This is a genomic window from Streptomyces xingningensis (genome assembly GCF_054957865.1).
Window position 1 is genome coordinate 1 of record NZ_JBDJPF010000045.1, and the last position, 26,224, is coordinate 26,224.

Annotated in this window: 22 protein-coding genes; 12 read left to right on the top strand and 10 right to left on the bottom strand. The window is 70.0% G+C overall.

Translation table 11 applies throughout. From position 1 onward, the window contains the following. On the bottom strand, nucleotides 1–1,045 hold a 1,045-nt coding region (locus ABCR83_RS22160; protein WP_462696871.1), incomplete at its 3' end, for a SpoIIE family protein phosphatase. A 148-nt stretch (nucleotides 1,046–1,193) separates the two neighbouring features. Between ABCR83_RS22160 and ABCR83_RS22165 the strand changes: the two genes are divergently transcribed. Next, complete coding sequence (locus ABCR83_RS22165) at nucleotides 1,194–2,450, top strand: GNAT family N-acetyltransferase (RefSeq protein WP_462696872.1); 1,257 nt, start codon at nucleotides 1,194–1,196, stop codon at nucleotides 2,448–2,450. Nucleotides 2,451–2,508: 58 nt separating this feature from the next. Here the strand turns inward: ABCR83_RS22165 and ABCR83_RS22170 are convergent, their stop codons facing one another. Both ABCR83_RS22170 and ABCR83_RS22175 read right to left on the bottom strand, forming a co-directional pair. Continuing rightward, the gene (locus tag ABCR83_RS22170; protein WP_462696873.1) at nucleotides 2,509–3,318 is read right to left on the bottom strand and encodes an Fpg/Nei family DNA glycosylase; all 810 of its coding nucleotides are present in this window, start codon (nucleotides 3,316–3,318) and stop codon (nucleotides 2,509–2,511) included. Nucleotides 3,319–3,328: 10 nt separating this feature from the next. Further along, nucleotides 3,329–3,817: a ribose-5-phosphate isomerase gene (locus tag ABCR83_RS22175; protein ID WP_462696874.1), complete on the bottom strand. Its 489-nt coding sequence runs from the start codon at nucleotides 3,815–3,817 to the stop codon at nucleotides 3,329–3,331. Nucleotides 3,818–4,002: 185 nt separating this feature from the next. Between ABCR83_RS22175 and ABCR83_RS22180 the strand changes: the two genes are divergently transcribed. Together ABCR83_RS22180 and ABCR83_RS22185 are read left to right on the top strand one after the other, a co-directional pair. Further along, on the top strand, nucleotides 4,003–5,433 hold the full coding sequence (locus ABCR83_RS22180; RefSeq protein WP_462696921.1) for an amino acid permease: 1,431 nt from the start codon (nucleotides 4,003–4,005) through the stop codon (nucleotides 5,431–5,433). 346 nt (nucleotides 5,434–5,779) lie between these two features. Further along, nucleotides 5,780–6,388, top strand: coding sequence for a Uma2 family endonuclease (locus ABCR83_RS22185; RefSeq protein WP_462696875.1), 609 nt, complete (start codon nucleotides 5,780–5,782; stop codon nucleotides 6,386–6,388). A 41-nt stretch (nucleotides 6,389–6,429) separates the two neighbouring features. Here the strand turns inward: ABCR83_RS22185 and ABCR83_RS22190 are convergent, their stop codons facing one another. After that, on the bottom strand, nucleotides 6,430–7,032 hold the full coding sequence (locus ABCR83_RS22190) for a biotin transporter BioY (RefSeq protein ID WP_462696876.1): 603 nt from the start codon (nucleotides 7,030–7,032) through the stop codon (nucleotides 6,430–6,432). 230 nt (nucleotides 7,033–7,262) lie between these two features. Here ABCR83_RS22190 and ABCR83_RS22195 point away from each other — a divergent pair, with 230 nt between their 5' ends. From ABCR83_RS22195 to ABCR83_RS22205, 3 genes are all read left to right on the top strand, one after another. Beyond that, nucleotides 7,263–8,657 (top strand): amino acid permease, encoded by a 1,395-nt coding sequence (locus tag ABCR83_RS22195; RefSeq protein WP_462696877.1) that lies wholly within the window; start codon nucleotides 7,263–7,265, stop codon nucleotides 8,655–8,657. A 187-nt stretch (nucleotides 8,658–8,844) separates the two neighbouring features. Continuing rightward, on the top strand, nucleotides 8,845–10,260 hold the full coding sequence (locus ABCR83_RS22200; RefSeq protein WP_462696878.1) for an amino acid permease: 1,416 nt from the start codon (nucleotides 8,845–8,847) through the stop codon (nucleotides 10,258–10,260). Nucleotides 10,261–10,458: 198 nt separating this feature from the next. Continuing rightward, nucleotides 10,459–11,100 carry a superoxide dismutase gene (locus ABCR83_RS22205; protein ID WP_462696879.1) on the top strand — a complete coding sequence of 214 codons (642 nt, stop codon included), beginning with the start codon at nucleotides 10,459–10,461 and terminating at the stop codon, nucleotides 11,098–11,100. A gap of 110 nt (nucleotides 11,101–11,210) precedes the next feature. Here the strand turns inward: ABCR83_RS22205 and ABCR83_RS22210 are convergent, their stop codons facing one another. Both ABCR83_RS22210 and ABCR83_RS22215 read right to left on the bottom strand, forming a co-directional pair. Next, nucleotides 11,211–11,837, bottom strand: a complete 627-nt coding sequence (locus tag ABCR83_RS22210) for a hypothetical protein (RefSeq protein ID WP_462696880.1) — start codon at nucleotides 11,835–11,837, stop codon at nucleotides 11,211–11,213. A gap of 64 nt (nucleotides 11,838–11,901) precedes the next feature. Further along, nucleotides 11,902–12,576, bottom strand: coding sequence for a DsbA family oxidoreductase (locus ABCR83_RS22215; protein ID WP_462696881.1), 675 nt, complete (start codon nucleotides 12,574–12,576; stop codon nucleotides 11,902–11,904). 68 nt (nucleotides 12,577–12,644) lie between these two features. On the opposite strand from ABCR83_RS22215, the gene pepN reads away from it, so the two are divergent. Together pepN and ABCR83_RS22225 are read left to right on the top strand one after the other, a co-directional pair. Continuing rightward, the gene (pepN, locus tag ABCR83_RS22220; RefSeq protein WP_462696882.1) at nucleotides 12,645–15,239 is read left to right on the top strand and encodes an aminopeptidase N; all 2,595 of its coding nucleotides are present in this window, start codon (nucleotides 12,645–12,647) and stop codon (nucleotides 15,237–15,239) included. Between the two features lie 122 nt (nucleotides 15,240–15,361). Continuing rightward, a complete protein-coding gene (locus tag ABCR83_RS22225; protein WP_462696883.1) occupies nucleotides 15,362–16,393 on the top strand; it encodes a hypothetical protein in 1,032 nt (343 codons plus the stop codon). 11 nt (nucleotides 16,394–16,404) lie between these two features. On the opposite strand, the gene ABCR83_RS22230 is transcribed toward ABCR83_RS22225, so the two are convergent. Next, a complete protein-coding gene (locus tag ABCR83_RS22230; RefSeq protein ID WP_462696884.1) occupies nucleotides 16,405–18,147 on the bottom strand; it encodes a TIGR03767 family metallophosphoesterase in 1,743 nt (580 codons plus the stop codon). A gap of 454 nt (nucleotides 18,148–18,601) precedes the next feature. Here ABCR83_RS22230 and ABCR83_RS22235 point away from each other — a divergent pair, with 454 nt between their 5' ends. Then, entirely contained in the window at nucleotides 18,602–21,928 is a 3,327-nt protein-coding gene (locus ABCR83_RS22235; protein WP_462696885.1) for a S8 family serine peptidase, read from the top strand. Between the two features lie 126 nt (nucleotides 21,929–22,054). Continuing rightward, on the top strand, nucleotides 22,055–22,204 hold the full coding sequence (locus ABCR83_RS22240; RefSeq protein ID WP_462696886.1) for a toxin-antitoxin system HicB family antitoxin: 150 nt from the start codon (nucleotides 22,055–22,057) through the stop codon (nucleotides 22,202–22,204). 25 nt (nucleotides 22,205–22,229) lie between these two features. Here the strand turns inward: ABCR83_RS22240 and ABCR83_RS22245 are convergent, their stop codons facing one another. Both ABCR83_RS22245 and ABCR83_RS22250 read right to left on the bottom strand, forming a co-directional pair. After that, the gene (locus ABCR83_RS22245; RefSeq protein WP_462696887.1) at nucleotides 22,230–22,730 is read right to left on the bottom strand and encodes a hypothetical protein; all 501 of its coding nucleotides are present in this window, start codon (nucleotides 22,728–22,730) and stop codon (nucleotides 22,230–22,232) included. Further along, nucleotides 22,727–23,026 (bottom strand): hypothetical protein, encoded by a 300-nt coding sequence (locus tag ABCR83_RS22250; RefSeq protein WP_462696888.1) that lies wholly within the window; start codon nucleotides 23,024–23,026, stop codon nucleotides 22,727–22,729. Before ABCR83_RS22250 ends, ABCR83_RS22245 begins: the two co-directional genes overlap by 4 nt. 190 nt (nucleotides 23,027–23,216) lie before the next feature. On the opposite strand from ABCR83_RS22250, the gene ABCR83_RS22255 reads away from it, so the two are divergent. Continuing rightward, nucleotides 23,217–24,260, top strand: a complete 1,044-nt coding sequence (locus tag ABCR83_RS22255; RefSeq protein WP_462696889.1) for an aspartate-semialdehyde dehydrogenase — start codon at nucleotides 23,217–23,219, stop codon at nucleotides 24,258–24,260. 72 nt (nucleotides 24,261–24,332) lie between these two features. On the opposite strand, the gene ABCR83_RS22260 is transcribed toward ABCR83_RS22255, so the two are convergent. Continuing rightward, nucleotides 24,333–24,878, bottom strand: a complete 546-nt coding sequence (locus tag ABCR83_RS22260) for a Uma2 family endonuclease (protein WP_462696890.1) — start codon at nucleotides 24,876–24,878, stop codon at nucleotides 24,333–24,335. 133 nt (nucleotides 24,879–25,011) lie between these two features. Between ABCR83_RS22260 and ABCR83_RS22265 the strand changes: the two genes are divergently transcribed. Further along, nucleotides 25,012–26,160 (top strand): TerD family protein, encoded by a 1,149-nt coding sequence (locus ABCR83_RS22265; RefSeq protein ID WP_462696891.1) that lies wholly within the window; start codon nucleotides 25,012–25,014, stop codon nucleotides 26,158–26,160. Nucleotides 26,161–26,224 lie beyond the last annotated feature (64 nt).

Consider the following 26,224-nt stretch of genomic DNA (forward strand, 5'->3'; position numbering starts at 1 on the left):
AGGTGACATAGCGGTCGGCCTCCCCGGTGAGCCGGTCCATACCCTCGGTGAGCTCACGGTCGGAGGTCTCGACCAGGCCGTCCGTGAACAGCATCAGGACGTCGCCGCGGCGCAGTGTGCCCTTGACGGCGTCGAACTCGGCGCCGTCGTAGACGCCGAGCAGCGGGCCCTCGGCGGACTTCTCCTCCCAGCGGCCGGTGCCCGCGCACAGGTGCAGTCCGGGAACGTGGCCGGCCGAGAAGAGTTCGTAGTCCCCGCTCTCCAGGTCCAGGACGAGGTGGACGGAGGTGGCGAAGCCCTCGTCCCAGTCCTGGCGGAGCAGGTAGCCGTTGGCGGCGGGGAGGAAGGCGTGCGGGGGCAGGGAGCCCAGCAGGCCGCCGAAGGCGCCGGAGAGCAGCAGGGCGCGGGAGGCGGCGTCCATGCCCTTGCCGGAGACATCGGTGAGGACGACCTCCAGGGTGCGGCCGCCATTGGTGCGGGCGCCGACGACGAAGTCGCCGGAGAAGGACTGGCCGCCGGCCGGGCGCAGGGCCATCTCGCGATGCCAGCCGCGCGGCAGCTTGGGCAACTTGCTCTGCACGCGGATGCGTTCGCGCAGGTCGAAGAGCATCGTTCCGCCGCGCCGCCAGGGCACCCCGACGCGGCTGCGGAACTGGGCGATGAGCAGGCCGAAGAAGCCGACCGCGGCGACGACCAGGATGGTGCCGGGGGTGACCCGGTCGGCGCCGTAGGCATAGGGGTCGAGGACGGCGGACTCGACGATGAGCGCGGTGGCCGCGGCCGCGTACAGCCCGAGCAGGCTGGCGGGGCGCAGCAGCAGTCCGCCGGCGACGATGGGCAGCACCAGGGCGGCGGGGGCGCACCATTCGGGCTGGACGATGGTGCCCAGGGCGATGGCGGGTACGGAGAGCAGCAGGGCGGTGAGGGCGAGCCAGTCGGAGCCGTCGCCGCGGAAGTAGTCGACTCCGGATTTGCGCAGGCCGGTGCGGGCCCGGTGCAGTGCTTTGCGCATCCGGGCCGTCGGGGTCTCCGCACTGCCAGTCATTGCTTCGGGACCTTATCCACCCATTCGGCGGTGCGTCGATTCACGCCGCGCCGACACGACAGCCTGGGGCACGCCGACCGGCAACCCCGGGAGCAACCCTATGCGAAATTCGGTCGCGCGCACGGGTATGCGTTGCTAGGCATGGTTCATGGCGATGGAGTTGCGCGTACTGCGCGAGGCTGACTGGGATCGGTGGTACGACACGGTGTTGCTCGCCTGGGGCGGGGTGCCCGAGCCGCCCGGGGTGCGCTCGCTGTGGGGCGAACTGGCGTCGGTGGAGCGCTCGATCGGGGCCTGGGAGGACGGCGAAACCATCGGTACGGCCAGCGCGTTTGCCTTTCGGCTTTCGGTACCCGGCGGTGCGCTGGTGCCTGCGGCGGGGGTGAGCCTGGTGAGCGTCCGGCCCACGCACCGGCGGCGCGGGGTGCTGACGGCGATGATGCGGCGGCAGTTGGAGGGGATACGGGCGTGGGGCGAGCCGCTGGCGGTGCTGACCGCCTCGGAGCAGGCGATCTACGGCCGCTTCGACTATGGGGTGGCCACCCACAGCATTCGCGCCAGTATCGATACAGCACGGGTGCATGTTTCCGTACCGCATGACACGCGTGTCTCACAGGGCGCGAACGGCACAGCTGGTGTGCGGTTGCGCTTGTCGAAGCCCGGGGAAGCGCGCGATGTCTGCGAGGCGGTGTACGCGCGCCGGGTAGCCACCCGGCCCGGCATGCTGGCGCGGGCGCGCGGCTGGGCGGCGCTGCCGCTGCTGGACCCGGCCGAAGAGCGGGCGGGCGCCTCGCCGTTGCAGTGCGTACTGGCCGAGGTGGCGGGCGAGACGGTGGGGTATGCGCGGTATGCGGTGCGCCCGTCCTCGGATGAGTCCGGGCCGAACGGCACGGTGATCCTGCGCGATCTGGAGGCGCTGAGCCCCGGGGCGTACGCCGCGCTGTGGGAGTTCCTCTTCGGCCTCGATCTGACCACGCGCCTGGAAGCCGACGCCCGGCCGGTCGACGACCCGCTGCTGCAGCTGGTGAACGACCTGCGGCCCTGCCGGCTGGGGGTGCGGGACGGGCTGCATCTGCGGCTGGTGGAGGTGGGCGCGGCGCTGTCGGCGCGTACCTATCGGGCGCCGGTGGATGTGGTGTTCGAGGTCGAGGACGCCTTCTGTCCCTGGAACGCGGGGCGCTGGCGGCTGACCGGCGATGCCAAGGGCGCGTCCTGCCGGCGCACCGGGGACCGGGCCGATCTCGCGCTGTCCGTGGGCGAGTTGGGGGCGGCGTATCTGGGCGGCGTCTCGCTGACCGCGCTGGCGGGCGCGGGGCGGGTGCGGGAGCTGCGCGAAGGGGCGCTGGCGGAGGCCTCGTTGGCGTTTGGCTCCGAGGTGGCGCCCTGGCTTCCGCACAGTTTCTGACGGATCGGGCTTCCGTACCGCTCCTGACGGACCTGGCCTCCGCACGGCTCCTGACGGATCAGGCCCGTTGGCAGCCCGGGCACCAGAAGAGGTTGCGGGCGGCGAGGCCGGCGGTGCGGATCCCCTCGCCACAGAGGTGGCAGGGCTGTCCGGCCCGGCGGTAGACGTAGACCTCGCCGCCGTGGTCGTCCACCCGGGGCGGCCGCCCCATGGCCTCGGGGGTGTGCTCGGGCCGGACGGTGTCGATGCGGTTGTGACGTACGCCCTCGCGCATCAGCCCGACCAGGTCCGACCAGATCGCATCCCACTCGGACCGGGTGAGATCGCGCCCCGCACGGTATGGGTCGATGCCATGCCGGAACAGGACTTCGGCGCGATAGACATTGCCCACCCCCGCGATGACCTTCTGGTCCATCAGCAGCGCGGCGACGCTGCTGCGGCTGCGGGATATCCGGGCGAAGGCGGGGGCCGGGTCCTCACCCGGCCGGAGCGGGTCCGGCCCGAGCCGGTCGTGTATCGCCTGCTTCTCACCATCGGTGATCAATGTGCAGGTGGTGGGGCCGCGCAGGTCGGCGTACGCCTCGGGGGTCGCCAGCCGCAGCCGCACCGTGTCGGTGGCGGGCGGCACGGGGGCGCCCCCGAAGGTGTACTTCCCGAACAGGCCGAGGTGGACGTGCACCCACCCGGTGGCCTCGAAGCCCAGGAAGAGGTGCTTGCCATGGGCCTCGGCGCCGGCCAGCGGCTGTCCGTGCACCAGGGCGGCGCCATCGGTGAACTTGCCCTGGGGGCTGGTCGCTCGGACGGGGCGGTCCGCGAACAGTTCGCGGTGGTCGGCGGCGAGCCGGTGGATGGTGTGCCCCTCGGGCATGGACGCGTCCTCAGCCCTGCTGCGGGTGGTGGGCCGGGATCGGGGGGAGCTCGCCGGTGGCCTCGTAGGCGCTCAGCATCTCAATGCGGCGGGTGTGACGCTCCTCACCCGAGTAGGGCGTCGCCAGGAAGATCTCGACGAACTTGGTCGCCTCCTCCTGGGTGTGCATCCGGCCGCCGATCGAGACCACATTGGCGTCGTTGTGCTCCCGGCCGAGGGCGGCCGTCTGCTCGCTCCAGGCGAGTGCGGCGCGTACGCCCTTGACCTTGTTCGCGGCGATCTGCTCGCCGTTGCCCGAGCCGCCGATCACGATGCCCAGGCTGTCCGGGTCGGCGGCGGTCCGCTCGGCCGCCCGGAGGCAGAACGGCGGGTAGTCGTCCTGGGCGTCGTAGATGTGGGGACCGCAGTCGACGGGCTCATGGCCATGGGCCTTGAGCCACTCCACGAGGTGGTTCTTAAGTTCGTAACCGGCATGGTCGGAGCCGAGGTACACGCGCATGCGTGCAGTGTGGCATGGACCGGCAGTGGGCTACGTCGCCGGGCCGTTGTCTTCAAAGTGTGAATACAACGATACGGATTCGGGTCTTCCGGAGTACGTCTTCGGAAGGTCTAATGCGGGGACTCGTACCCCGAGTAATCCGAGAACCGAAGGAACCTGCTTCCATGAGCGCGATACCGCCGACCATGACAAAGGCGTCGACGTCCGGTGATCCCGCAGACGCCGCCTCCTCGTCGGCCGACCGGGACGGCCTGAAGGCCGGGCTCAAGAACCGCCATCTCTCCATGATCGCCATCGGCGGCGTCATCGGTGCCGGCCTCTTCGTGGGCTCCGGATCCGGCATCGCCGCGGCGGGCCCCGGAATTCTGATCTCCTACGCACTCGTCGGCGCGATGGTCGTCCTCGTGATGCGGATGCTCGGCGAGATGGCCGCCGCCCGGCCCACCTCCGGCTCCTTCTCCGCCTACGCGGACCAGGCGCTGGGCCGCTGGGCCGGGTTCACCATCGGCTGGCTGTACTGGTTCTTCTGGGTCGTCGTGCTGGCGGTCGAGGCGACCGCCGGTGCCAAGATCCTCGCGGGCTGGGTCCCGGCCGTGCCGCAGTGGGCCTGGGCCCTGATCGTCATGGTGGTGCTCACCGCGACCAACCTGGCCTCGGTCAGCTCGTACGGCGAGTTCGAGTTCTGGTTCGCGGGCATCAAGGTCGTCGCCATCACGGCCTTCGTGGTGGTCGGCGGACTCGCGGTCTTTGGCATACTGCCTGGCTCCAAGAACAACACCGCCGGGCTCTCCAACCTCACCGACCATGGCGGCTTCCTGCCGCACGGTTCCGGAGCGATCCTCACCGGTGTGCTGATGGTCGTCTTCTCCTTCATGGGCAGCGAGATCGTCACCCTCGCCGCCGGTGAGTCCGAGGACCCGCAGCGCGCGGTGCGGCAGGCGACCAACAGCGTCATCTGGCGCATCGCCGTCTTCTACCTCGGCTCGATCTTCGTCGTGGTCTCGCTGCTCCCCTGGAACTCCAAGGCGATCACCGACAAGGGCAGCTATGTCGCGGCGCTCGACTCGATCGGCATCCCGCACGCCGGCCAGGTGATGAACGTCATCGTCCTCACCGCCGTGCTCTCCTGCCTCAACTCCGGCCTCTACACGGCCTCCCGCATGGCCTTCTCCCTCGGCCGACGCGGCGATGCGCCCAACGCCTTCGCCCGCACCAACCGGCGCGGTGTCCCACAGGCCGCGATCCTGGTCTCGGTCGTCTTCGGCTTCCTCGCCGTCGCCTTCAACTACTGGTGGCCGGACACCGTCTTCAAGTTCCTGCTCAACTCGTCCGGCGCGGTCGCCCTGTTCGTCTGGCTCGTCATCTGCTTCACCCAGCTGAGGATGCGCGGCATCATCCTGCGCGAGATGCCGGAGAAGCTGGTCGTACGGATGTGGCTGTTCCCGTATCTGACCTGGGCGACGATCGGCATGATCCTGTTCGTCCTCGGCTACATGCTCGTCGACGGCGGCGACAACCGCGAACAGGTGCTGCTGTCAAGCCTGGTGGCAGCGCTGGTGCTCGGCCTGGGCCTGGTGCTGGAGCGGCGGCGCAGGGTTGCGGGGGCGGTGGAGTAGTCCTCGGTGTGTACGTACCTGGCCCGCACCTTTGACGAGGTGCGGGCCAGGTTCTCGCGTCTGCGGGCGATCGACGATCGGGGGTGGGCGGTATCGGACAGCCGGAAGCCAGAAGTGATCTCTCCGACGTTGTCGGTCCTCTATGTGGCAGCTTCTGCCCCGGGACATTGCCCGGTCACGGGGGACGTCTCGGCGTACTGGAGGCACACTGGGCAGTACTGGCTGGAAGGAGCGAACATTGAGTGCGCAGCCCGTTCATTACGACGACTACGGACATGAAGCACCTGAGCCCAAGCCTCGCGACCATCTGAAGGCAGTCTCATGGGCAGGGGCGAGCCTGCGGGAGATGGCCGAAGAGATCGAGAAAGCCAGCGGCCTGCGGGTCGAGATCATCCGAGGAAGGCTTATCGTGTCCCCCTCGCCACGCCTTGGCCACGCGCAGACCGTGAACTTTCTTCGAAGGCTCCTGGGTCCGTGCTTCACAGATGGCCTGGATGCCTACGAGAACGTGTCCATCCCCCTCCCCGACGACCCGGATGACTACGCCACGCCAGATCTGCTGGTGTGCCATGACTCGATGTTCAATTCCGAGCCCGACGAGTGGCTGCTTCCCGGCGAGGAGGTCGAACTGGCCGTCGAGGTGACCTCTCCCTCCGAGAAGCCGTCAGACGTAGCGGGCAAGATCGACTGGTACGCAGAGGCCCACGTGCCCGCGCTGCTCTATCTGAACCCGGCCAAGGGAGAGTGGACCCTCTGCACTCGCCCGTCCAACAGTGGCTACCTCACAGTGGCGCACGGTACATACGGCGAAGCGGTCCAACTCCCCGACAGCCTGCGCAAGAATTTGGGCGGCGAAGACCTGCCCACCGGGGAACTGCCCCGCTTCCGCGGCACGCCCGCGCGGAAACGCGCCCCCCAGCAGAAGGAAGCGGACGGCAACCGGGCCGACGCCTGACCGGCGCGGCCCGGCCCGTATGTGCTGCGTACCCGGAACCCTCAGCCCCGCCGGCCCAGCAGTCGCCAGGCCGCCGGCAGGGCGCCCATCGCCAGGGCCGCCTTGAGCGCGTCGCCGATCAGGAACGGGGTCAGGCCCACCGCGACCGCGTCGGCCGGCGAGAGGTGCGCGGACAGGGCCAGGTACGGCACCCCGACCGCATAGATGACCGCGGAGCCGAGCACCATGGTGCCCGCGGTGCGCAGCACCGAGCGGTCGGCGCCGCGCCGGGCGAGGGCGCCGACCACGGTGGAGGCGAGCAGCATGCCGAGGACATAGCCGAAGGACGGGAACGCGGCGCCCGAGCGGGCCTCCGCGAACCACGGCAGGCCCGCCATGCCGACCAGGGCGTAGAGGGCGAGGGAGAGGAAGCCCCGGCGGGCGCCGAGGGCCGTGCCCACCAGCAGGGCGGCGAAGGTCTGGCCGCTGACCGGGACCGGGGAGCCGGGGACGGGGACGGCTATCTGGGCGGTGACGCCGGTGAGGACGGCGCCGCCCAGGATCAGGGCCGCGTCGCGGACCCGGGCGCGGGCCGCGGAGGAGGCGGGCAGGAGATCGGCGAGGACCGTACCGGTCCGGGGGACTGACGCTGCGGCGGTGGCCATCGGTACTCCATGAGCGGAAGACAGGTGGGGACAGGGCGACGTTAGCCGAGCGTGATCCGATAGGCACGTGGTCATCCGCGACAAAGGCGACCTGCCGGGCTTTGGTGGGTTTCACCCGAGTGATGCTGGTCACGCGGGGCCGGGCACGGCTTGGCTCCGGCCCCCGGCTCGGGGGATTGTGGAGGCTGCGCATACGCGCGGATCAGCACGACCCGAGAGTACGTACCCGCATGCACGACGCACCCCCCGCCGCCGAGCCCCTCGTCGGCGCGAAGGAACCGCTGTCCGCGGGGCTCAAGCAGCGGCATCTGACGATGCTGGGGCTGGGCGGGGTGATCGGGGCCGGGCTGTTCGTGGGCTCGGGGGCCGGGATCGCGGTCGCCGGACCGGGGATCATCGTCTCGTATCTGATAGCGGGCGCACTGGCGATGCTGGTGATGCGGATGCTCGGCGAGCTGTCGGCGGCGATGCCCGCCTCGGGCGCGTTCTCGGTGCACGCGGAGCGGGCGCTGGGCCGGTGGGCCGGGTTCACGGTGGGCTGGCTCTACTGGTTCCTGCTGGTGATCGTGCTCGCCGTGGAGGCGACCGCCGCCGCGCAGATCGCCCATGGCTGGGTGCCCGGGATGCCGCAGTGGGCCTGGGTGCTGGTGTTTATGACGGTCTTCACCACGGCCAACCTCTCGGCGGTGAAGCACTTCGGTGAGTTCGAGTTCTGGTTCGCGGCGCTCAAGGTCGGGGCGATCCTCCTCTTCCTCGGGCTGAGCCTGCTGGCGATCTTCGGGCTGCTGCCGGACACCCATGCGGTGGGCCTCACCAATCTCACCGGCCACGGCGGCTTTCTGCCCCACGGCTGGAGCGGAGTGATCTCCGGGGTGCTGGCCGTCGCCTTCTCCTTCGGCGGGCTCGAGGTCGTCACCATCGCGGCCGCCGAGTCGGACGACCCGGAAAGGGCCGTGGGCCGGGCGGTGCGCAGCGCCGTGTGGCGCATCCTCTTCTTCTATGTGGGTTCGATGCTGGTCATCGTGACCCTGCTCCCCTGGTCGTCGATCAAGCCGGGCCAGAGCCCCTATGTGGCGGTGCTGGACCAGGTCGGGGTGGTGTCGGCCGGGCAGATCATGCAGATCGTGATCTTTGTGGCGCTGCTGTCGGCGCTGAACGCCAATCTCTACGGTTCCTCGCGGATGGTGTTCTCGCTGGCCGAGCGGGGCGAGGCGCCGCGTTCGCTGTTGAAGGTCACTCCGGGCGGGGTGCCCGGGCGGGCGGTGCTCGCCTCGGTGGCGTTCGGTTTCGCCTCGGTGGTGCTCAACCTCCAGTGGCCGGATTCGATCTTCCGCTATCTGCTCAATGCGGTGGGCGCGGTACTGCTCTTCGTCTGGGCCTTGATCGCCGCCTCCCAGCTGCGGCTGCGTCGGCGCATCGAGCGGGAGATGCCGGAGCGGCTCTCCCTGCGGATGTGGTGCTTCCCCTATCTGACCTGGGCGGCCCTGGCCGTGATGGCCACCGTGCTGGTGCTGATGGTCACCGACCAGGGCACCCGGCCGCAGCTGCTGTGGTCGGCGGCGGCGACCGGTGCGGTGCTTGTGGTGGCGGGGCTGCGGGAGTTGCGGCTGCGCCGGGCTCGCTGACCGGGCACCGATAAGCGTGTTTTTGGCGAGATGTCAGGTACAGAGAGTCATCGGTGCGTCTAAATATCGGACAGCTCTGTGACAAGTGTTGTCCTGAGCGAACATCACCCCCACACTGAGGCAACTTTTCAGCGTTGTTTCACCATCCGTCACTCATTTCACGAGGACAGACACGACCATGACTCGGATGAATGCGACCCCCGCGCCCGAGCGCGAGGTCACCGATGCCATGCCGGACAACGGCGGCGGCACCGCCCTGTCGCACGGCCTCAAGCAGCGCCATCTGTCGATGATCGCCCTCGGCGGAGTGATCGGCGCCGGGCTCTTTGTGGGCTCGGGCACCGGCATCGCCGCCGCGGGGCCGGGGATCGTGCTCGCCTATGCGGCGTCCGGGCTGCTGGTGATGCTGGTGATGCGCATGCTGGGCGAGATGGCCGCGGCCAGTCCGGCCTCGGGCACCTTCTCGGTGCACGCCGAGCGGGCGATCGGGCCCTGGGCGGGGTTCACCGCCGGGTGGATGTTCTGGATAGAACTCTGCGTCGGCATCGCCGTGGAGGCGATCGGCGCGGCGGCCATCATGGTCAAGTGGTTCCCGGCCACGGACTCCTGGATGTGGGTCCTGCTCTTCATGGCCTTCTTCTGCGGGACCAACCTGGCGGCGGTCGGCAACTTCGGCGAGTTCGAGTTCTGGTTCGCGGCGCTCAAGGTCTCGGCGATCTTCGCCTTCCTGGTCCTGGGCGTGCTGGCCATCCTCGGCCTGCTGCCCGGCACCTCGGCCCCGGGCACCGACAACCTCACCGGGCACGGCGGATTCCTGCCCAACGGCACCGACGGCCTGGTGGCCGGCCTGCTGGCCTCGGTCTTCGCCTATGGCGGCCTGGAGACGGTGACCATCGCCGCGGCCGAGTCCGAGCACCCGGTCAGGGGCGTGGCCAAGGCGGTGCGCACGGCGATGTGGCGGATCGCGCTGTTCTACGTCGGCTCCATGCTGGTCGTGGTGACGCTGCTGCCCTGGACCGACTCCTCGGTGGTCAAGAACGGCCCGTACGTCGCCGTACTCGACTACCTGGACATCCCCGCGGCAGGGCGGATCATGGACGTGATCATCCTGATCGCGCTGCTGTCGGCGATGAACGCCAATATCTACGGCGCGTCCCGGATGTCGCACTCCCTCGTCCAGCGCGGCCAGGGACCCCGGGTGCTGGGCAAGGTCAGCAACGGAGTGCCGCGCCGGACCGTGCTCGCCTCCTCCGCCTTCGGCTTCTGTGCGGTGCTGTTCAGCTACTGGTGGCCGGACACCGTCTTCAAGTGGCTGCTCTATATGACCGGCGCGGCCATCCTGGTGGTGTGGGCCTTTATCGCCGCCACCCAGCTGGTGATGCGGCGGCGGCTGGAGCGTGAGGCCCCGGAGCGGCTGGTGGTGCGGATGTGGCTCTACCCCACACTCACCTGGGTGGCGCTGGCGGGCATCGTGTGTGCGCTGGGGCTGATGCTGCGGGAGAAGGACACCACCACCCAGCTCTACTTCACCGCCGGCCTCACGGTGGCGCTCGCCCTGATCGGCTACGGCCGCCAGCGCTGGGTGGCCGCCAGGCAGAGCTGACGCTCCGCCACGCTCCCCTTTTCCGAGCCTTCCCGAGCCCTTTCCGAGCTCTTTCCGAGGCGGGGTGGGTCCTGATCTTCAGGACCTACCCCGCCTACGTCTTTGGACCGAGGCCCTCCCCCGCAACCGCCGCGGCAAGGCACTTGCTGATAGCGTCTACCTGCAAGTTAATTGCAATAAGCAGTCGGAGGGCTCGGCATGGCCATCTACACACTTCCTGAACTCCCGTACGACTACGCGGCGCTCCAGCCCGTCATCGACGCAAAGATCATCGAGCTGCACCACGACAAACACCACGCGGCCTACGTCAAGGGCGCCAATGACACCCTGGAGCAGCTCGCCGAGGCCCGCGACAAGGACCAGTGGGGGTCCGTCAACGGCCTGGAGAAAAACCTCGCCTTTCATCTCTCCGGCCACATCCTGCACAGCATCTACTGGCAGAACATGACCGGCGACGGCGGCGGCGAGCCCCTCGACAAGGACGGCGTGGGCGAGCTCGCGGACGCCATCGCCGAATCCTTCGGCTCCTTCGCCAAGTTCAAGGCCCAGCTGACCAAGGCCTCGGCCACCACCCAGGGTTCCGGCTGGGGCGTCCTGGCCTATGAGCCGGTCAGCGGCAAGCTGATCGTCGAGCAGGTCTACGACCACCAAGGCAACGTGGGCCAGGGCTCCACGCCGGTCCTGGTCTTCGACGCCTGGGAGCACGCCTTCTACCTGCAGTACAAGAACCAGAAGGTGGACTTCATCGAGGCCATGTGGCAGGTCGTCAACTGGCAGGACGTGGCCAGGCGTTACACGGCCGCCAAGGAGCGCGGCAACGCGCTGCTGCTGGCCCCGTGACCCACCCCCGAGCGGCCTGCTCGTGATCGTCTTCTCACCCGTGTCACGCGGCAGGCACCCGGAGGGCCCCCGCGCGGTCGACTCGCGCGGGGGCCCTCTCCCCCATGATCTCAGGCGTGCCCGAACGCCTCGCCCAGAACGGCGAACTGACGGGCCAGCCCGGTCTCGTGCAGCCGGGCGAACGGGGTGAACGGAATTCCGCACTCCGATTTGCCCCGGTCGAAGTTCCAGCTCTTCGCCACGGCGAACCGGTAGTCCACCGCCGTACTGCCGTCCGCGGCCACCCGCACCGTGCCGGTCAGCCGGAACTCCACACAGCGCAGCGCCAGCCACCAGTCGGTGCTGACCCGCCGGGTGATCAACGCGTCCCGCCAGCCGCTGTCGGCGGGATAGGCGGCGAGGGTGCGCGGCCCCGCCCGCCACCGCTCCAGGGCCTCGGCCCGCCACCGCGCCAGCTGCGCATCGGCGGCGGCCCCTACGGCCGGAAGGGTGAGCAGCGCCTCGGCGTCCACCCGGCAGGGGGTGCCGGTGGCCCCGAGATAGTGCCGCATCATGCGCGCCGCCTGCCGCAGCCCGAGGAGTGACCACAGCGGTGGCAGGGCTCGGCAGACGGCGAGCGTCAGCAGGTCGTACGGGCGTACGGGCAGCTCCGCGAAGGCGGCGTTGTCGCACGGCGGCTCCGCCTCGGCCCAGCCGCCGTCCCGGCCGAGCGGCCGTGAGAGGTCGGTCTGGCCCATGGGGGGACCTTAAGGGACGGGCCGCGTGGCCGCCTGTCGTCGCTGCCCGGCCGGCACTGCCCGGTCAGTCGAAGATCGGGTTCTCGGTCCGCGTCCGCTTGATCTCGAAGAAGCCCGGCGTGGCCGCCACCAGCAGCGTCCCGTCCCACAGTCTGGCCGCCGCCTCGCCCTTGGGCGCCGGGGTGACCACCGGGCCGAAGAAGGCGACCTCCGTGCCGTCCGGGCCGGGCACCGCGATCACCGGGGTGCCCACCTCCTGGCCGACCTTGTCGATGCCCTCCGCGTGCGACTCGCGCAACTCGGCGTCGTACTTGTCGGTGTCCGCGGCGTCCGCCAGCGACGCGGGCAGCCCGGCCTCCTCCAGCGCCGCCACGAGGGTGGCCCGGTCCTGGGGCAGGCCCAGGTTGTGGAAGCGGGTGCCGAGCGCGGTGTAGAAACGGCCCAGCGCCTGCTGTCCGTGCTCACGGCCGACCGCGATGCACACCCGCACCGGCTTCCAGCGCTCGGGCTGCTGCTCCCGGTAGCGCTCCGGTATCTGGTCGAGCTTGTTCTCGTTGAGCACGGCCAGGCTCATCACATGCCAGCGCACCTCGACCGGGCGCTGCTTCTCGACCTCGAGCATCCAGCGGGAGGTCATCCAGGCCCAGGGGCAGATCGGGTCGAACCAGAAGTCGGCGGTGACCTTCTCGGTTGTCGTCACGCAAATCTCCTCAGCAGGAGGGGTAAGGGCGGTCGGCATTTCAACAATGTCCCCCGTGCCATGATTCCTGATGTTCGAAAGACCAGACGAGCCAAGGGAGCCCTGTCGTGCCCGGTGAGAACCTGACCCGCGAGGAAGCCCGGCGGCGGGCCGCGCTGCTGACCGTCGAGGCGTATGACGTGGCCCTCGATCTGCGGTCCGCGACCGGCCCCGGGAACGGCGGGCCGCGCACCTTCCGCTCGGTGTCCACGATCCGCTTCCGCTGTGCCGAGCCGGGGGCCGGCAGCTTCGCCGACCTCATCGCGCCGTCCGTCACGGCCGTCACCCTCAACGGCCGGGAGCTGGACCCGGCGGCCGTCTTCGACGGCTCGCGGATCGCGCTGGACTCGCTCGCCGCCGAGAATGTCCTGGTGGTGGACGCCCGGTGCGCATACAGCCGCACCGGCGAGGGGCTGCACCGCTTTGTGGACCCGGAGGACGGCGAGGTCTACCTCTACACCCAGTACGAGCCCGCCGACGCCCGCCGGGTCTTCGCCAACTTCGAACAGCCGGACCTCAAGGCCCCGTTCACCTTCTCGGTGACCGCGCCCGCCGACTGGACGGTGCTGAGCAACGGCGAGCAGGACGGGACGCCGGAGCCCGTCGAAGACACCGCCGCCACCTGGCACTTCGTGCCGACCCGGCCGATCTCCAGCTATATCACCGCCGTGGTGGCCGGTCCCTACCATGTGGTCCGCGACCACTACAGCCGCAAGCTGACGGACGGCAGCGTCCTGGAGATCCCGCTGGGGGCCCTGTGCCGCAAGGGACTTGCCCGGCACTTCGACGCCGATGACATCTTCACCGTCACCAAGCAGGGCCTGGACTTCTTCCACGACCACTTCGACTACCCCTATCCCTTCGGCAAGTACGACCAGGCCTTTGTGCCGGAGTACAACATCGGGGCCATGGAGAACCCGGGGTGCGTGACCTTCCGCGAGGAGTTCGTCTTCCGCGGCAAGGTGACCCGGTCCTCCTATGAGCGCCGGGCCAATGTCATCCTGCACGAGATGGCGCACATGTGGTTCGGCGACCTGGTCACCATGGAGTGGTGGGACGACCTGTGGCTCAAGGAGTCCTTCGCCGACTTCATGGGCGCCTTCTCCCAGGTGGAGGCGACCCGCTTCGACAACGCCTGGATCAGCTTCGCCAACCAGCGCAAGGCCTGGGCGTACCGCGCCGACCAGCTGCCCTCCACCCATCCGGTCACCGCGGACATCCACGACCTGGAGGACGCCAAGCTCAACTTCGACGGCATCACCTATGCCAAGGGCGCCTCGGTGCTCAAGCAACTGGTCGCCTATGCCGGCCGGGACGCCTTCCTGGAGGGTGCCCGCCGCTACTTCAAGCGCCACGCCTACGGCAACACCCGCCTCACCGACCTGCTGTCGGTGCTGGCGGAGACCTCGGGCCGGGACATGGCGGCCTGGTCGCGGTCCTGGCTGCAGACGGCCGGGGTCAACTCGCTGACTCCGCAGCTGACTTATGACGCCGCCGACCACATCACCGAGCTGGCGATCCTCCAGGAGGCGCCCGCCGAACACCCCGAGCTGCGCCCGCACCGGGTGGCGGTCGGCCTCTACCGCCGCGAGGGCAGCGAACTGGTCCGCTACGCCCGGGCCGAGGTCGATGTGGTGGGACCGCGCACGGTGGTGGCCGAACTGGCCGGTACCCGGCGCCCGGAGCTGGTCCTGGTCAACGACGAGGACCTCACCTACTGCAAGATCCGGTTCGACGAGCACTCGCTGGCCACCCTGCGCGGCCACCTGGGCGACCTCACCGACCCCCTCGCCCGCGCCCTGTGCTGGTCCGCGCTGTGGAACCTCACCCGCGACGGGCTGATGCCGGCCCGCGACTACCTGGACCTGGTACAGCGCTTCGCCGGCGCCGAGAGCGACATCGGGGTGCTGCAGATGCTGCAGACCTGCGCGGGCTCCGCGCTCACCCACTATGCGGCGCCCGGCCGGCGGGAGGCGGACGGCCGGCAGCTGGCCGAGAGCGCGCTGCGCGAGCTGCGGCTCGCCGAGCCGGGCAGCGGCCACCAGCTGGCCTGGGCACGGTTCTTCGCCCAGCTGGCCACCAGCAACGCCGATCTGCAGCTGCTGCGCGGGCTGCTGGACGGCTCCGCGCGGATCGACGGCCTGGACGTCGACCAGGAGCTGCGCTGGGCGTTCCTGGCCCGGCTGGCCTCCCGGGGCGCGGCCGACGAGCGGCTGCTCAACGCCGAACTGGCCCGCGACAACACCGCCTCGGGCAAGCGGCACCACGTCCGCTGCCTGGCCTCCCGGCCGGACGCCGAGGTCAAGGCCGAGGCCTGGACGGCGGTGGTGGACTCCGACGCACTCTCCAACGCCCTCGCCGAGGCCACCATCGCGGGCTTCGACCAGCCGGGCCAGCGGGAGTTGCTGGCGCCGTTCGCGCCGCGCTACTTCGAGGCGATCGAGCGCATCTGGCGGGAGCGGTCCATCGAAATCGCGATGGCCGTCGTCAAGCGCCTGTTCCCGATGCTCCAGGACGACCGGCGCACGCTGGACGCCACCGACGCCTGGCTGGCCGGGCACCCGGATGCGGCCCCCGCGCTGCGGCGGCTGGTGCTGGAGGCGAGGGACGACCTGGCCCGGGCGCTGCGCGCCCAGGCCTGTGATGCGCAGGCGGCCGGCTGAGCCGACCGGGCGACGGCTCTTCGGCAATCGAACACCCTTACTTTAGTCCGGTGTTGTCCGTATTTGTCGACGAGCCTGTAACAACGGTTAAGAGACGGGCGGGCGGCGGGAATGGCCGAGGCATGAGCTTCGACACACCCCTTTCCCCCCGCCCGCTCCACCACCTCTCCGACGTCCGGCACCGCGTGCTGACCTCCCGTCAACTGCGCGAGCACGGCATCGCCTCGGCCGTCGTCAACGAGCGCTGCCGCCCCGGCGGCCCCTGGCAGCAACTCCTGCCCGGCGTCTATCTGTTGCACACCGGACCGGCCACCAGCGAGGAACGGCTGCACGCCGCCCTGATGTACACCACCGCACGGACCCAGGGCGTCCCCGTCCAGCCCACCCGGGCCACCGAGCCGGCCTCCTACGGCGAGGCGATGATCACCGGCCTGGCCGCGCTCGCCCTGCACCGCTTCACCTCCGCTCCCCCGCTGCTCTCCCTGGAGCACATCGACGTCCTGGTGCCCCGCACCCGCCGGCTGCGTGCCACCGGGTTCGTCCGCCCGGTACGGGCGCACACCGTGCCCCGCCCCCGGCTGCTGACCGGGGTGCCGGTGGCCCCCGTGGCGCGCGCGGTCGCCGACGCCGTCGCCCAGCTCTCCGACACGGCCGCGGTGCGCACCGTGCTCACCGAGGCCGTGCGCGGCGGGCATTGCGAGACCGCCCAGCTGGTGCGGGAGCTGACCCGGGCGCGGCTGCTGAGCCGCCCGCAGGTGGTGGGCGTGGTGGACGGCCTGCTCGCCGAGGGCCGGGCCGCCGCCGAGGACCGGCTCTACGCCATGGTGGCCGACCACGCGCTGCCCGCCCCGCTGTGGAATGTGGAGCTATGGCTGCCGGGCGGCCCCTGCCTGGGCAGTGTGGACGCCTACTGGCCGGACCACGGTGTGGTGGTGGAGATCGACGCCCGGGGTGCGCGGGGCGAGGAGGACGCGCTGCTCTCCCAACACGCCCGCAAGCGGGAGCGGTTCGAACGGCTGGGCATCATGGTCGTCCACCTCACGCCGAAGAAGCTGCGCGAGTCGGCGGAGCAGCAGGCCGCGGTGGTCCGTACCGCCCTGATGGCCTCGGCCGACCGCGATCCCGCCGCCTATGTCGTGGTCCTGCCCCGCTGACCGGGGGGCGGTCAGCGCTTGAGCAGCAGCTCGGTGTTGCGGTCGGTGGAGTCGCCGACCAGCGAGGGGTCCGATCCCGGTGCGTTGAAGGCCAGTTCGCGGTAGAGCGAGGCCAGCCCGGTCTGGGAGAGGTCATGGAAGTCGGTGCGGTAGGGGGCCGCCGACTCGATGAGGGTGGTGAAGAGGGACACCGTGCCATCGCGGTTGTCGGTGATCTCGATGATGCGTGCCAGCTGCGGGTAGTCGATGTGGGAGGCGGTCGCGATCTCCCAGAAGCTGCCGCGCGGCCTGATGCGGTTGCGGTGGCTGTGGCCGTTGATCCAGGCCAGTACGTTCTTGTGGCGCTGGAGGAGGGCGATCAGCTCGTCGCCGCCGTGCCGCTGGTCCTTGGGGCGGCCGGGGTCGGGGGTGGTGTTGTTCATGCTCCAGCTGGGGTGATGGCTGAAGACCAGCGCGTACTCGTTCTTGTGCTGCGTCAGGGTCCGGTCCAGCCAGTTGAGCTGGGTGGTGCCGATCGACCCCTGGTAGTGCCCGCCGGGGTCGGTGGAGTCCAGGCTGATGCCGATGACCTTGCCGGAGACGGGGAAGGTGTAATAGAGGTTGCCCGAATCGGCGTTGGCCTGCGTATAGCCGTGGCCGACCGGGCCCTTGCCGGTGTGCTTGCGGTCGAGGTGCATCGCCACGTACTGACGCTGCGTCAGCGGAACGCGGCGCGGGTCCGGGGTGACCCTGCGCAGCTCCTTCTTGTGCCTGCGCAGCAGCTCCTCTATGCGCTTGCCCTTGGGGTCGGCGCCGTGCAGCTCGCCGTCCATCAGCCACTTGGCCTCGTCGGCGGGGATGGAGTAGAGCTTCTTGCCGCCCACCGCGACATCGGCGATGAAGGAGCCCACGGCCGGGTAGCAACCGCCGGACAGCAGGTCGTGGTTGCCGAAGGTGGAGTACCAGGGGATGTTCAGGCCGGGGCTGTTGACCTTGCGCATGGCGGCGTCCAGATAGCCGTGGATGCGCGGATAGCCGATCGCCTTGTCCTGGTCGCGCAGCGAACTGTCGGGGTGCCAGAAGAGCTTGAGGCCGCTGTTCTGGACGCCCTCGTAGTGGCGCGGGTCACCGGTGTTGGGGCTCATCCGGCCGCCGCTCATGGCGGTGAGGAACCACTCCGCCTCGATCCTGGCGTTCTCGTCGCCGTTGTCCCCGGTGGTGACGACGAAGCGCAGCGGGCTGCCGGTCGCGGGGCCGCGCCGCAGCCGGTTGACGCGCTCGATCAGGGACACCACGCCGGGCAGGGTCAGCGCCTCGTGCGGCCGCCAGGCGCCCTCGCCGCCGGAGCGGAAGAACTCATAGCGCAGCGGGTGCTGCACATCCGTCAGGTGGAGATCGGTGAACTGGACGAAGGAGGCGAGGGTGGTGCGGCGGTCGGCCCGGGCGGAGTGCGCGGCGGCGAGGTCGGTGCGGACGATCCGGGGCCAGCCGGGCCCGTCGCCGAGCCGCCGGTAGCCGCCGCTGCCCCGGGGGGCGGCCACCGAGGTGAGGGTGGTGCCGGCGCCGGTGGGAGCGGCCTCGGGGGCGCTCTGGGCCAACAGGGTGTCAGGGTGCGGGGTGGAGGTCGGGGTTGGGGTCGGGGTCTCGGCGGCGGCGGTGCCGCTGCCGCCGAGGGTGAGCCCGAGGCCGGTGGCCGTGCTGACGGCACCCGCGGCGGCCAGGAACCCACGGCGGTCGAGGTGCGTGGCTGCGGATCTGGTGGATCTGCGGTGCATGGCGGTCTCCCCGAGTGCGAACGCGAAGGCGGGCGGTCTGGCAGGTGCGGCGGCTGCCGTCAGTGAGGATCGTTGGCAGCGCGAGTGACCTCGGCGTGAACGCGGCAGCAACGGCCGCCGCCGATCACTTCACATCGATCTTGGCCACTGCGAATCGACATATATCACTCGTCCCCTGGAGTGCTGACGCTCACTCAGCGTTCACCCGCCGGGGAACGCGGCTCGCGAAACCCTACGGCTCGTCGAAGGCCGGTGTAGTCCGTTTGCCCTACAGCCCCTGAACTGCGAGAACGGCCCTGACCTGATTCGCGCCCTGCGTCCCGCTTCATCCCGCACGGCGAATGGCGGGTTTACGCCATCTTTATTTTCCCTCCCTGGCAACTCTCCCCAAACACCCATCACTTCCATAAAAGTGATCGGTCACCAGCCGTTCATTCGTGATCCAGGGAAGTTGATGACCGCCCTCACCCCCCGCACCCCCGCCGGCCGCGCGAGACGCGGGACCCGAATAGCCGTCGCGGCCGCCGTGGTGGCCGCGCTCACCGCGGCGGGCACCGCCCCCGCCCTCGCCGACGACCCCGGGCCGCCGGCTCCGACTCCGGCCCCGGGCCCGGTCAAACCGGCCAACCCCGCGGCGGACAAGCTCGGTTCGCACGGCGCCGGCCTGCTGGCCAAGGCCAAGTCGGACGGCGACCGGACCGTCACCATGATGATCGCCACCACCCCGGGGCAGACCGGACAGATCACCGGAAAGCTGGACGCCATCCAGGGCGCCTCGGTGGGGCAGACCTATGACCGGCTCGGCTATGTACGGGCCACCGTCCCCACCCCCAAGGCCGATGCGGCCATCGGCGAGGCACAGAAGCTGTCCTCGGTCCATGGCATCGACCTCAAGCAGGAGATCAAGCTCCCCGACCCGACACCGCGCGGTGACGCCGTGGCGGTCACCAAGGGACCCAGGGGCCACGGTTATCCGGCACCGGGCAAGGACACCCCGGCCAAGAACCCCTACCAGCCGGCCTTCGAGACCGGCGCCGTCGACTTCGCCAGGGACCACCCCGAGGCCGACGGCCGGGGCGTGACCATCGGCATCCTCGACTCCGGCGTCGACCTCGCCCATCCCGCGCTGCAGAAGACCACCACCGGCGAGCGCAAGATCGTCGACTGGGTCACCGCCACCGACCCGCTCGGGGACCAGGACGGCACCTGGCTGCCGATGACCACCGAGGTCTCCGGCCCCGGCTTCTCCTTCAACGGCCGCACCTACACCGCACCGCCCGGCGACTACCAGGTCGCGCTGTTCCGCGAGAGCGCCACCACCGGCGGCGACATGAACGGCGACCTCAACCGGGACGGCGACACCACCGACTCCTGGGCCGTCCTCTACGACAAGAAGAAGGGCACCGTCCGCGTCGACCTCGACAACAACGGCGACTTCCGGGACGCAACCGAGATGAAGCCGTACAAGGACGGCTTCCAGGTCGGCTACTTCGGCAAGGACGACCCCAAGTCCCCGATCGCCGAGCGCATTCCGTTCGTGGTGCAGGTCCGCAAGGACGTGCCGATGGACCCCAAGGGCGGCAACTGGGTCGGCAAGAAGGCCGACTTCGTCAACATCGGCGTCATCGAGTCCGAGCACGGCACCCATGTGGCCGGCATCACCGCCGCCAACAGCCTCTTCGGCGGCCGGATGAGCGGCGCCGCCCCCGGCGCGAAGATCGTCTCCTCCCGGGCCTGCACCTGGACCGGCGGCTGCACCAATGTGGCGCTCACCGAGGGCATGATCGACCTCGTCGTCCACCACGGCGTGGACATCGTCAACATGTCCATCGGCGGGCTGCCCGCGCTCAACGACGGCAACAACGCCCGTTCCGAGCTCTACACCCGCCTCATCGACACCTATGGCGTCCAGCTCGTCATATCCGCCGGCAACAGCGGCCCCGGCGTCAACACCATCGGCGACCCCGGGCTGGCCGACAAGGTGCTCAGCGTGGGCGCCTCCGTCTCCAAGGAGACCTGGGCCGCCAACTACGGCTCCGAGGTGCGGACCCCCTACGCGATGATGCCCTTCTCCTCCCGCGGCCCGCGCGAGGACGGCGGCTTCACCCCCACCATCACCGCACCCGGCGCGTCCATCAACACCACCCCCACCTGGGAACCGGGCGCACCGGTCAGGGAGTCCGGCTACGACCTGCCGCCCGGCTACGGCATGCTGCAGGGCACTTCCATGGCCTCCCCGCAGGCGGCCGGCGCCTCGGCCCTGCTGCTCTCGGCGGCCAGGCAGCAGCATATGAAGCTCACCCCGGCCGATCTGCGCACCGCGCTCACCAGCACCGCGAAGCAGATCAACGGCTTCCAGGCGTACGAACAGGGTTCCGGCCTGATCAACATCACCGGCGCCTGGGCCGCACTGCGGCACGGCGCGACCGCCCATGACTACACGGTCAAGACACCGGTCTCCACGGCCCTTTCGGACCAGTTGAAGACGCCGGGCTTCGGCACCGGCATCTACGACCGGGAGGGCGGCCTCAAGGCCGGGCAGTCCAGGACCTATGACGTCACCATCACCCGCACCTCCGGCCCCGACCGTCCGGTGTGGCACGGGCTGAAGTGGCAGAACAACGACGGAACGTTCAAGCTCATCGGCTCCGACCGGGTCGGGCTGCCGCTGAACCGGCCCGTCACCGTCAAGGTCCGGGCCAGGCCCCGGTCGGCGGGCATCCACAGCGCGATCCTCGATGTGGACGACTACCGCACCATCGGCGTCGACAAGCAGATCATGGCGACCGTGATCGCCGCCGAGCCGCCGACCAAGCCCTCGTATGTGCTGAAGAAGTCCGGCTCGGTGCAGCGCAACGCGACCACCTCGTACTTCGTCCAGGTGCCCAAGGGCGCCAAGTCGCTCGAGATCGCCATGAGCGGCCTGGCCAAGGGCAGCCAGACCCGGTTCATCGCCATCAACTCCTATGGCGTACCGGTCGATCCGACCTCGACCGTCAACTGCTACCCCGACTACGGCAACCCGAAGGACACCTGCCGCCCGGATGTGCGCTCCTACCCCGACCCGCTGCCGGGCGTCTGGGAGATCGAGGTCGAGGCGCGCCGCACCTCACCCGAGCTCGACAACCCCTACACGGTGACCGCCACCACCCTCGGCGCCACCTTCGACCCGGCGGTGCGGACCGTCCCCGAGGCCAAGGCCGGCACCCCGGCCGCCGTCTCCTGGAAGGTCACCAACGGCTTCGCCGCGATCGACGCCAGGCCGGTCGGCGGCCGCCTGGGTTCGTCCAAGGTCACCCGGCCCACCGTCAGGCAGGGCGAGCGGCAGCTCACCAAGGTCACCCTGGGCGAGGGCGTCACCCGCTTCGAGGCGGCCATCGGCGGCACCTCCGACGCCAAGGCCGACCTGGACCTGGCCGTCTACCGGGACGGCAAGCCGGTGGGCTCCTCCACCAGCGGCGGCTCCGAGGAACTGGTCACCCTCGACAAGCCCGCCCCCGGCGAGTACACGATCGAGGTCAGCGCCTACTCGGTGCCGGGCGGCTCGACCGCCTATGACTACCGCGATGTCTACTTCGCACCCGCGCTCGGCGAGATCAAGGCCGGCGGCAGCAAGCCGGTGAAGCTGCGCACCGGCCAGTCCGCCCAGGTCACGGCCCAGGTCCTGGTCACGGGCGCGGCACCGGAGGACCGCACCTTCTCCGGTGACGTCCGGCTGGTCGACGACCGCGGCACGGTGGCCGGGACCGGCAGCGTGAAGATCGAGAGGGTGGTGCGGTAGCCGCTTCGCGGCGACGGCGGGCGGGGCGGGTGTCCGGGACGGGCGCCCCGCCCCGTCGGTTCGTCCGGCGGACGAGTTTCCGCGATGCCCTGCTCCGGGCCTGGAGAAGTACGTACGGTGGGGCCCATGGGCGCGTTCACCATCCGTATCCCCGATGAACTCGACGCCGACGTGCGAAGAGCCGCTGCTGGATCCGGCCTCTCCCTCAACGGCCACCTGGTGCGTGCCCTACAACGCCAGCTGATCAAAGAAGCCTCTGCAGCCCAGGCCTGTTGAAGCGCACGAGCGGAGTGCTTGTCTGTCAGCGCAGAATGCGTTTTCCGGCCAGGAAGCCTGCGATGTCTGCCGTGTGCAGGATCAGCACCCCGCTCCGGCACTCCGTGAGCTCATCCCGGTAAGCGGCAAGGTCCTGGGGATCTGAAGTGACAAGGACGGCCTCGACATGCCGAGCCGCGATGACCACGGCCAGAGCATCCACCGCATCGGGGCGCTTCTGCTGGGGAATCGACGCTATGGCCAGCAGTCGGCCTGCGCGCCGGGCATCTTCCTCCGTGTGCCCGGCCAAGCAGACTCCGCACGGCGGAGGGGAGTCGGCCCGGACTCCGAAGATGACGCACTGCGGAATCAACCGTGTCAGTGGCGTCCACCGCCCTGGGCGCCACGCCTGCGCCAGCACCGGCAACGGCACGACAGGGGCATGGCCGCGCTCAGCCAGCACGCGATGCAACATATGGGCAGCGGTGTCCTGGCGCTCCAAGGCGATGAGCATGCCCGTGTCGTAGACGAAGGCGGCAGAACTCATGCCGCTTCCTGGGCAGCCGCAGCGAGCGACTGCGCCATACCGGCTCTCGCAGCAGCCAGCTCCTCCTCCGTGAACTGAACCTCTGCCCCTTCAGGTGCGGGGAGAGCCTCCGTCACGGCGATATCCGCGTCCACCGCAGCGAAGCGCCGGGTGATCAGATCGTCCTCTTCCATCTGCCTCTGCACAGCCACGGTGACATACCTGGTGACATCCAGTCCCATGGCACGGGCGTGCTCTTTGACGGCCGCGCGTAGTTCGGGGTCCATGCTGATGCTGAAACGCTCCTTGGGGGCCATATCACGACCGTAGCACCGCGTGTTACGCCATGCTGGGGCATCGCGCGATCCGGCTGGGACAGCCACCGTCCCGCTCTCCGAACAACGGATTGGACTTTCACCCCCCACCCCCCCGCATGATGGGAACCGCGCGGTCGGGCACCCCGTCCCCGCCAGCGACGGATGTGACGGACGTGAGTAGGGAGTCCTCGTGAGGATCGGAATCGTCGGAGCCACCGGTCAGGTCGGCGGAGTGATGCGCAAGATCCTCGCCGAGCGGGCCGCATTCAATTCTCTGGGCCCGGTCACGGAGCTGCGCCTGTTCGCCTCGGCCCGCTCCGCCGGTTCCACGCTCCCCTGGGAGGACCGGGAGATCACCGTCGAGGACGCGGCCACCGCCGACTACTCGGGCCTGGACATCGTGCTCTTCTCGGCGGGCGGCGCCACCTCCAGGGCGCTGGCCGAGAAGGTCGCCGCGCAGGGCGCCGTGGTGATCGACAACTCCTCGGCCTGGCGCCGCGACCCCGACGTCCCGCTGGTCGTCTCCGAGGTCAACCCGCATGCGATCGCCAACCGCCCCAAGGGCATCATCGCCAACCCCAACTGCACCACGATGGCCGCGATGCCGGTGCTCAGGCCGCTGCACGCGGAGGCGGGGCTGACCGCGCTGGTCGCCACCACCTACCAGGCGGTTTCCGGCTCCGGCCTGGCGGGCGTGGCCGAGCTCGACGGCCAGCTGCGCGCGGCCGTCGAGCGGGGGCCCGAGCTGGTCCACGACGGCGAGGCCGTCGGCCTCCCGGAGCCCGGCATCTATCAGCGGCACATCGCCTTCAATGTGCTGCCGCTGGCCGGTGCGCTGGTCGACGACGGCAGCTTCGAGACGGACGAGGAGCAGAAGCTCCGCAACGAATCCCGCAAGATCCTGGAGCTCCCGGAGCTCAAGGTCTCCGGCACCTGCGTCCGGGTCCCGGTCTTCACCGGCCACTCCCTCCAGGTCAACGCCCGCTTCGAGCGTCCGCTGACCGTGCGGCGCGCATATGAGCTGCTCAAGGACGCCCCCGGCGTCGAGCTGTCCGAGATCCCGACCCCGCTCCAGGCGGCGGGCAAGGACGCCTCCTACGTCGGCCGCATCCGGGTGGACGAGACCGCCGAGAACGGCCTCGCGCTCTTCCTCTCCAACGACAACCTGCGCAAGGGCGCGGCGCTCAACGCGGTGCAGATCGCGGAGCTGGTGGCGAAGGAACTGGGCGGCTGAGGCCGCCGGAACGCATAGGGCGAGGGCTGGGTACCGCAGCGGTACCCGGCCCTCGCCCTCGTCCGGGACAGCTCAGCCCTCGACTGGGAAGCCGCTGGTGTCGATCGTGAACTTCCGGCCGTCCGCCAGGTCCATCTCCACGATCTGCCCATAGGCATACTCTCTACGCTGTGCGTACCCGGTGGCCAGGGCTCCCTCGTACAACGTGCAGACCTGCTTGAAGGGGTCGATGATCAAGTACGTCTCGATGCCAAAGCGGCTGTACTTGGCCACCTTGGTCACATAGTCGTTGTCGTCCGAATCCGAGGACACGATCTCGATGGCGGCGATCACGTCCTGGCAGACATAGCGCTTGCCGCGAGGCTGAGCGTCCAGGTCGAGAATGGACACGTCCGGCGCCGAAGAAGTCTCGCCGGGAAAATCGATCGCCACATCGAAGACCAGGGGCACATCTTCGCCCAAGGCCCGCTCCGCCTGACGCGTGACACTGCGGATCGTGTTGGACTGCGTCGGACTCCGTGGCGTCATGATCACCTTTCCGTCGATGATCTCAACCACGTAGCCCTCCGGGCGGGTCATGGCTTCGACCTCGCGCCAGAGCCGATCGAGCACCGTCATGACTCACACCTCCCTGCGCCGACTGCCTCCGCCGTCAGCGTACCCACCGCCACCGACAACGCCGTCCGACAGCCCGGCACCCCTCACCGCCAGAAACCGGACAGCATGTTCGATTCCATGGCAGAGTGCGATCATGACGCAGATACCCAAGGGCGGCAACCTGCCCATCCCCACCGAACCCCTGCATATCGCCGTGTGCTGGGGAACCGGCCCCGGACTGCCGGATGCCGACATCTCGGCCCTGCTGCTCGATGCGGGCGGCAAGGTCCGTGGGGACGCGGATCTCGTCTTCTACAACCAGACCACGCACCCCTCACAGGCCGTGCAGCACCTGGGCAAGTCGGACGGCGACGCGGGCGCACGGGCCGACTGGCTGGTGCTGGAGCCGGCCCGGGTGGAGCCGGAGGTGCAGCGGATCGTGGTGGCGGCCTCCGCGGACGGCGGGACCTTCGGACGGATCCCGGGCCTGCACATCCGGGTCAGCACGGCGGCGGGCGCACAGGTCGCCTACTTCCCGGTCACCGACGCCGGCACCGAAACGGCCTTCCTCTTCGGCGAGTTCTACCGCCGCGACGGCGGCTGGAAGTTCCGGGCGGTCGGCCAGGGATACGCCTCGGGCCTCGCCGGCCTGGCGACCGACTTCGGCGTGCACGTCGAGCAGCCGGTCGAGCAGCCGCAGGACGCCGTGCCGCCCCCGCCGACGGCGGCCCCGGTGCAGGACCTCCCGTCCTTCGCACCCGCCGAACAGCGGGGCCGGGGCAACCAGACCGTCACCCTCGGCCCGCTCCCGCCCGGCCGGGTGATCATCGAGATCGAGTGCCGCTTCGAGATCGGCGCCGCCATCTCCAGCTGCGACCAGTACGGCCGCACCGACGACACCCTGCTCAGCCACTACTACGGCGGGGACCGGCTGCACGGCCGCACCACGGCCAGGGTCCCGCACGACCGGCCGCTGACCCTGCGGGTCGAGGTCGACGGACCGTGGACCGTCCGGGCCCTCCCGCTCCATGCCGCCCGCAGGCTCACCGACACCCCGGTCCAGGGCCAGGGGCCGGACGTCCTGCGGTACGAGGGCCCGGACCGGGTCGGCGAGTTCGGCCACCGCGGCGACAACAACTTCGCCGTCTGGCACATCGCCGAGGACCCCGGGTTCCCGGGCCACGACGACGAGACCCTCCTGGTCAACGAAATCGGCAGGCTCCAGGTGGGCGCCCCGCTGCCCGGCCCCGGACTGCTGCGGATCGAGGCCGACGGCCCCTGGACATCCGCGCTGCGCCGCTGAGCCCCGCCGTGGAAGGATGACCGGAACCGTGATGGCCGTGAATACCCCGTGATGGCCGCGAATA